The sequence below is a fragment of the Streptomyces sp. NPDC058001 genome, assembly GCF_042886315.1.
Taxonomy (GTDB): Bacteria; Actinomycetota; Actinomycetes; order Streptomycetales; family Streptomycetaceae; genus Streptomyces.
The window spans coordinates 385,000-391,373 of record NZ_JBHVQT010000009.1 but is presented as its reverse complement, the minus strand read 5'-3'; the positions used below and the strand labels follow the sequence as shown (position 1 = coordinate 391,373).

6 protein-coding genes are annotated in these 6,374 nt (G+C 72.7%); 4 read left to right on the top strand and 2 right to left on the bottom strand.

Annotated features, from left to right (window positions below):
* Positions 1-652 precede the first annotated feature (652 nt).
* From ACFVT5_RS24505 to ACFVT5_RS24490, 4 genes are all read left to right on the top strand, one after another.
* Positions 653-1,018, top strand: a complete 366-nt coding sequence (locus ACFVT5_RS24505; RefSeq protein ID WP_389891766.1) for an Rv2175c family DNA-binding protein — start codon at positions 653-655, stop codon at positions 1,016-1,018.
* A 148-nt stretch (positions 1,019-1,166) separates the two neighbouring features.
* Positions 1,167-1,805: a thiamine phosphate synthase gene (gene thiE / locus ACFVT5_RS24500; RefSeq protein ID WP_389891763.1), complete on the top strand. Its 639-nt coding sequence runs from the start codon at positions 1,167-1,169 to the stop codon at positions 1,803-1,805.
* Positions 1,806-1,928: 123 nt separating this feature from the next.
* The gene (gene metF, locus ACFVT5_RS24495; RefSeq protein WP_389891760.1) at positions 1,929-2,849 is read left to right on the top strand and encodes a methylenetetrahydrofolate reductase [NAD(P)H]; all 921 of its coding nucleotides are present in this window, start codon (positions 1,929-1,931) and stop codon (positions 2,847-2,849) included.
* A 45-nt stretch (positions 2,850-2,894) separates the two neighbouring features.
* Positions 2,895-3,929: a hypothetical protein gene (locus ACFVT5_RS24490; protein WP_389891757.1), complete on the top strand. Its 1,035-nt coding sequence runs from the start codon at positions 2,895-2,897 to the stop codon at positions 3,927-3,929.
* A 17-nt stretch (positions 3,930-3,946) separates the two neighbouring features.
* On the opposite strand, the gene ACFVT5_RS24485 is transcribed toward ACFVT5_RS24490, so the two are convergent.
* Positions 3,947-5,461 (bottom strand): phytoene desaturase family protein, encoded by a 1,515-nt coding sequence (locus ACFVT5_RS24485; RefSeq protein WP_389891754.1) that lies wholly within the window; start codon positions 5,459-5,461, stop codon positions 3,947-3,949.
* A gap of 65 nt (positions 5,462-5,526) precedes the next feature.
* Complete coding sequence (locus tag ACFVT5_RS24480) at positions 5,527-6,180, bottom strand: DUF4126 domain-containing protein (RefSeq protein ID WP_389891752.1); 654 nt, start codon at positions 6,178-6,180, stop codon at positions 5,527-5,529.
* Positions 6,181-6,374 lie beyond the last annotated feature (194 nt).

The window sequence follows — 6,374 nt, the reverse complement described above, 5'->3', positions numbered from 1 at the left end:
CTCCGCCGCGACGGCGGGACGTGGGACGGCGTATTCCGGCGGTGCCGAGCCCACTCGGGTGGTTTCGGTGTGGCCTCGGCGTCAGCCGGGTGTTTTTCGGCGGTGCAGAGCCGCCCCGGGTCGGTTTCGGTGTGGCCCCGGCGGCAGCGGGGCCTTTCTCCGCCGCGACGGTGGGGCGTGGGACGGCGCATTCCGGCGGTGCCAAGCCGTCCCGGGGTTGGTTGGTGTGGTCCCGGCGGCGGCTGGGCCTTTCTCCGCCGCGACGGCGGGACGTGGGACGGCGTATTCCGGCGGTGCCGAGCCCACTCGGGTGGTTTCGGTGTGGCCTCGGCGTCAGCCGGGTGTTTCTCGGTGGTGCCAAGCCGCCCCGGGGTTGGTTCGGTGGTGGTCCCGGCGGCGGCTGGGCCTTTCTCCGCCGCGACGGCGGGACGTGGGACGGCGCATTCCGGTGGTGCCACGCCCGCCCGGGTGGTTTCGGTGTGGCCTCGGCAGCGGCCGGGATTTCTCCGTCGGGGCGGCGGGAAAAGGGACCGCGCAGCCCGGCCGGCAAGGCCAATGCACCCGCAGGGGGAACCGCCGGCACAAGCCCCGGTCACCCGCCGGGACGGCACCCGGCTTTCCGCTGTCAGACCAAGATGGCAACCTTGGACCCGTGACCGAGATTGACGCAAAGATCGATGCTCTCGTCCCCGCCTGGCTCACCGTCCCCGACATCGCCGAACAGATCGGCGTCGAGGTGACGCGCGTCCGGCAGCTGGTCAAGGAGGGCCAGCTGATCGCGGTGCGCCGTGGCGAGAACAGGGCGCTGCATGTGCCCGCCGCCTTCATTGACGGCGACAAGGTCGTCAAGGGCCTCAGCGGCACCCTGACGCTCCTGCGGGACGACGGCTTCAGCGACGAAGAAATGCTGGAGTGGCTTTTCACCCCGGACCCGAGCCTGCCCGGCACCCCCGCGCAGGCGCTCAGTGAGAATCGCGGCACGGAGGTGAAGCGCCGCGCCCAGGCGCTCGCCGTCTGAGCACTCAGAGCAGTCCCGGTGGTCCGGGCACAGGTAGCCCGGACCGCTGAACAGCACAACCGCACGCGTACGGACCTCGGACCACGGCCCTGGCGGCAGCGGCCCGGGTCCGTACGCCACCGACCACACGCCCAGGGGGGCCTTCGCCATGCCCAACCGTCTCGACGACGCCCGGCTCTACCTCTGCACGGACGCCCGCACCACGCGCGGCGACCTCCCGGAGTTCCTGGACGCGGTCCTGGCCCAGGGCGTCGACGTGGTGCAACTGCGCGACAAAGGCATGGAGGCGGCCGAGGAACTGGAGCACCTCCAGGTCGTCGCCGACGCCTGCCGGCGCCACGGCACCCTCCTCGCCGTCAACGACCGCGCGGACATCGCCCACGCCATAGGCGCCGACGTCCTGCACCTCGGCCAGGGCGACCTCCCCGTCCCGGCGGCCCGCGCGATCCTCGGCGACGGCATCCTCGTCGGCCGCTCCACCCACGCCCCCGCCGAGGCGGACGCCGCCGCGGCCCAGGACGGCGTGGACTACTTCTGTACGGGCCCCTGCTGGCCCACCCCCACCAAGCCGGGCCGGCACGCCCCGGGCCTCGACCTCGTACGCCACACGGCGTCCCTGGGCACCGACCGCCCCTGGTTCGCCATCGGCGGCATCGACCTCGGCAACCTCGACCAGGTGCTCGACGCGGGCGCCCGCCGGGTCGTCGTCGTACGGGCGATCACCGAGGCGGACGACCCGGGAGCCGCGGCGGCGGAGTTCGCCAAGCGCCTGCGCGCGGCCGTCTGACCCCCGGCCCGCACTCACGCCCGCTGTCCAGCGGGTGTCCGAGGCGTGGACAACAGTCCGGCATTCGCGACAAAAGGCATGCGCCCGGTTGGGGGACTCACGCCACCTGGCTAACCTGCCGGTATGGCCCTTGGCACAGCTTCCACCAGGACGGATCGAGCCCCCACGGTGCGCGACATGCTCGCGTCGGGCAAAACCACGTACTCCTTCGAGTTCTGGGCGCCCAAGACCCCGAAGGGCGAGCGCAACCTGTGGAACGCGCTGCGCAGGGTCGAGGCCGTCGCCCCGAGCTTCGTCTCCGTGACGTACGGCGCGGGCGGCTCCACGCGCGCGGGGACCGTGAAAGCCACCGAGCGGATCGTCGAGGACTCGACGCTGACCCCGGTCGCCCACCTCACCGCCGTGAACCACTCCCTCGCCGAACTGCGCAACATCATCGGCCAGTACGCCGACGCGGGCATCCGTAACATGCTCGCCGTCCGCGGCGACCCGCCCGGCGACCCGATGGGCGACTGGATCCCGCACCCCGAGGGCCTGACGTACGCGGCCGAACTGGTCCGGCTCATCAAGGAGTCCGGCGACTTCTGCGTGGGCGTCGCGGCCTTCCCCGAGACCCATCCGCGCTCGGCGGACACGGAGTCCGACGTACGGCACTTCGTGGACAAGTGCCGCGCGGGCGCCGACTACGCGATCACGCAGATGTTCTTCCACCCCGAGTCGTATCTCCGGCTCCGCGACCATGTCACCGGGGCGGGCTGCGCGACCCCGATCATCCCCGAGGTCATGCCCGTGACCAGCGTGAAGCAGTTGGAACGGCTGGCCCAACTCAGCAACGCCACCTTCCCCGCCGGGCTGAAAGAGCGGATCCTCACGGCGCGGGACGATCCGGCCGCTGTACGCTCCATTGGCATCGAGTTCGCGACCGAGTTCTGCGCGAGGCTGCTGGACGAAGGTGTCCCCGGGTTGCACTTCATCACGCTCAACAACTCGACGGCGACACTGGAGATCTACGAGAATCTGGGGCTGCATCACCCGCAGGTCTAGACCGGCCGTACGCGGTGGGGCACCGACCGCAGGAGAGGGGCGTACATGGGCTGGATGGTCCTGTACATCGCGTTCGGCATCGTCGCCTTGTGGCTGCTCGGTGAGGTGCTGCTCCAGTACAAGGCACGGCTGCGCTGGCGCGCGCTCGCCTTCTGCGGCTTCCTCGGGGTCGTCCTCGGGGTCCTGATCCCCTCGATCGTGGTGATCGCGCTGGGCGCCATAGCCTTCGCCGTGGGGCAGACGTACGTCACGCTGTCGTTCCGCCGCGGCTTCTCCACCGGCTGGGCCATCGGCGGCCGGCCGGGCGGCAGCAAGCGCCGCAGGACCGGCTCGCGCGGGCGCCAGGAGCCCACCCTTGAGGTGTCGGACCTGGAACCCGCCGACGGCTACTACGCCCCGGGCGAGCAGCACGCAGACGGCACCCACGCCGACGACGGCGCCTACGCGCGCGACACCACCGCTTACCCCGGTGACACCGCCTACGCCGACGACGACGTGTTCCGCAACGACCGCGACCCCAGCTACGCCGCCGAAGCCGCCACCCACGCCGGAGCGGCGGCCTACGGGTACGACCAGTTCGGCGCCGGACCGGCCTCCACGGTCTACGAGCCGGAGCCACTGCCCGACGACACCGGCCAGTACGGCGTGTACAGCGACACGGCCTACGCGGCAGCCGCCGCCCAGGGCCAGGGCGGCACCCCGGACCCCACCCAGAACCAGGGCACCCCGGACTACGGCTACGACTCCTACGCCGGATACGACCAGCAGCAGGGCTACGACCAGGACGCACATCAGTACGCGGCCTACTCCGACCCGTACATCGGCACGCAGGGCTACGACGGGCAGGCATACGACCCGTACGCCCAACAGGCGTACCCCCAGGACGCCTACGCGCCCGGTGGCTACGGCGAGACCCCGCCCGGTGGCGTCTGGGTCCCGCAACAGCGAGGCGTCGAGGGCCAGTCCGACCCGTACGGCGGCGAACTCCCGCCCGAGCAGCCGTATCCGTACCAGAACGACGGCTATCCGGCCGCCGACCCGGGCGCCGGGTACGACGGGCAGCAGCAGTACCGGTACTGACTCCCGTCTCCCCGCGCTCAGCGTGAGCCGCGGAACTCCGGTCCCTCCACGACGAGTCCGGCCACCAGCGTGCCCGACATGCCCGCGTGCGGCAGCCCGCCGCCCGGGTGCGACCAGCCGCCGACCGTGAACAGGCCCGGCAGGGACGTGCTGTTCGACGGGTGCAGCAGCCGGCCCCCGGCCGCCGCCAGGGCGGGCGCGGGAACCGCCCCTCCCGGCGCGCCCGTGGCCGCCTCGATGTCCGCCGGGGTCCGTACCTCGCGCCAGAGCAGCCGCTCACGCAGCCCCGGTATCGCCCGCTCGGCGGCCTCGATCATGCGGTCGGCCTGCCGGTCGTGGTCGGCGGGCGGACCGTCGGCGCGGTGGGACGGGACCGTCGTCGTCAGGGTGACCGCCTCGTGCTCCGCGTCCGGGACGCCCGCGGGGTCGCCGGGACGCAGCACCGTGACCGTGGGACGCTCCGGGGGGCCCGGGGCGGTCCCGAAGACGGCGTCCAACTCGGCGTCGCGGTCCGCCGCGTGGACCACCGTGCGGTGCGGGGTGCCGTCAGGGCGGGCGCCGCGCAGCGCCAGCAGGACGATCAGCCGGCTCGGCATCCCCGACCGGGGCGCCATGCCGTCCCCCGCGCGCGGGTCCGTACCCGGCAGCATCGCGGCGAGGGGACCGGGCGCGACGCCCGCCACCACGAAGTCGGCCTCCTCGACGGTGCCTTCGGCGCACTCCACGCCCGCCGCGCGCCCGTCCTTCTCGACGATCCGCGTCACCTCCGCGCCGAAGCGGAACTCGACCCCGCGCGCGAGGCACCGCTCGTACACGGCACGCGCGAGGGAGCGCGTCCCGCCGCGCACCGCCCACACGCCGAACGTCTGCTCCAGATACGGCAGCACCGCCGCGCTCGGCGGTGCCGTGCGCGGGTCGAGGCCCCACACCAGCGCGTACTGCTCCAGGAGCGCCCGCAGGCCGGGGTCGGCTTCCAACTCCAGCTCGGCGACCTCACTCAGCGTGGCCGCCACCCGGTCCTTGCGCAGCAGTCTGCGGTACGGCACCGCCGGATAGGGCTCACGGTCGGCCAGCACCTGCCAGTTCGGCCACAGGGGCTCTTCGAGGAGCGGCCGGCGTGAGCGGTCCCACGCCTCCCGCGCGCGGTTCATGAAACCGGCCCACAGCGCGCCCCTGCCCGCGCCGAGCGCCGCGTCCAGGGCCTCGCCGACGCCCGCGCGCGACGCGTTCGGCAAGGAGACCTCGGTGCCGTTCGCGAAGACATGGCGCACCGCGGGCTCCACCTGGGACAGCTCGACGCGGCTCTCCAGAGGCTCCTTGCCGGTCTTGAGGAACAGGTCCCGGTAGACGGCGGGCAGGAGCAGCAGCCCCGGTCCCGTGTCGAACGCGAAACCGTCCCGCTCGACGGCGGCCACCGCCCCGCCGTACGTCTCCGCGCGCTCGAACACCACCACCCGGTGGCCCGCGACGGCCAGCCGGGCGGCGGTCGCCAGGGCGCCCATCCCCGCGCCGATCACCACGATCCGTGCCATGTCAGGACTCTATCGGCCACCACTGACAACCCCGCCGGGAGCCCGTTCCGAGCCGGCCCCGCGGCCTACCAGCGGCGCACGGGGCCCGGTTCGCCGGGTGGCGCACCAGCCCCGGGCGGTGCTCCGAGTGGCCCTCGGCGGCGCTCCTCGCGGCGCTGTGCGCGCCGCCGCAGGAACCGTCTGATCCGCGAGATCAGGAACACCGTGAGGACCAGGCCCAGGAGCAGCAGCACGCCCGCGATGACCGCCGCGGTCCGCGGATAGAACATCGCGAACGTCACGAGTCCGCCGACACCCAGGTCCTCCGCGGTGCTCACGATGAAGTTGCTGAACGGCTCGGGCGAGGAGTTGATCGCCATCCGCGTACCGGACTTGACGGCGTGACTGGCCAGCGCCGTCGACCCCCCGATGGCGCCCGCCGCGATGTCCGGGAGCGAACCGCTCTGCCCCGCCAGGAGCGCCGCCACGACGGCCCCCGACACCGGACGGATCACCGTGTGGACGGTGTCCCAGACCGAGTCCACATAAGGGATCTTGTCCGCGACGGCCTCGCACAGGAAGAGCACCCCGGCGGCGATCAGTACCGGAGTGCTCTGGAGCGAAGCGGGCACCTCGTCGGTGACACCGGTCGCGCCGAATATGCCGAGCAGCAGGACCACCGCGTACGCGTTGATCCCGCTCGCCCAGCCGCTGGTGAAGACCAGGGGGAGTACGGACACGGACGCGATCGTAACCAGTAGGCGACGTCGCGTCCTGAGGTTGCGTGCGCAGGTCTGAGTATCCGTACCTAGTACGGGAGATGAGTACGGACGCGGATGGGGTCCGACCTGCGCGGAAGGAAGAGTGGTGTCACGGAAGGGGCGTCCCGCCGGTACCGCGGACACGGGGCTGCGGAACGGCGCGGGCGCCCTTG